1 protein-coding gene is annotated in these 627 nt (G+C 53.0%); it reads left to right on the forward strand.

The features are described 5' to 3' along the window. Nucleotides 1–113: 113 nt before the first annotated feature. The gene (locus ACR0FE_RS23625) at nucleotides 114–413 is read left to right on the forward strand and encodes a hypothetical protein (RefSeq protein ID WP_480915558.1); all 300 of its coding nucleotides are present in this window, start codon (nucleotides 114–116) and stop codon (nucleotides 411–413) included. Nucleotides 414–627 lie beyond the last annotated feature (214 nt).

A 627-nucleotide genomic window follows, 5' to 3' on the forward strand; every position in this document is an offset into this window, starting at 1 on the left:
TTGGGAAGGGAAATCACAGGGTCGAAGTATGTTCCATAGCCTGCTCTGACGCGAGAACTTCAAACAAGCCCATCCAATTTCATTAACTTCAACAGACTCAGAGGGAGAAGAAAATGACCAACAAGATGGTGATGATTGCAAGCGCAACTTGTTTCGCACTGCTCGCGGCCTGCGACGACACGGGTACATCCAATGCGTCCGCCGAACTCACACCCGCTCAGCAGGCGTGTTTGCGAGATGTAGCCAACACGACGAACAATTCGCAAGTCGTGGTGCTCTCATCCGCGTTTAGCGAGGCGGGAACACAGGTCACAGTCGGCGTTGGCGAGGATCGTGCTCCTTGGAATTGCATTGCTTACAGTGATGGCGCGACGGCCGGTATCGAGTTCCTGGGCGACGAAGGCGCACTGTGAGTAGTCTGTCGCGTAGCCGAAATCGGCTGCGCAGCACTGGCTTGATCTGCTGAGGCTCGACTTGGTTTGTAGAATAACCACCATCGTATTCGCGATCCTTTACCTGTTGGCTTTGTTTGTGTTCTTGACGGGTACATTTGGCTGGTTTGGACAAGAAAAAGACCCTTTGTCTGGGGTGTTCCTTTTGCCGTTGGGACTGCCCTGGATACTTGTA

It is taken from the genome of Ruegeria sp. K7, assembly GCF_056531785.1.

What these genes read in the sequence shown, in the direction of transcription:
- ACR0FE_RS23625 (WP_480915558.1), top strand. Translation starts at nt 114, where the DNA reads ATGACCAACAAGATGGTGATGATTGCAAGCGCAACTTGTTTCGCACTG.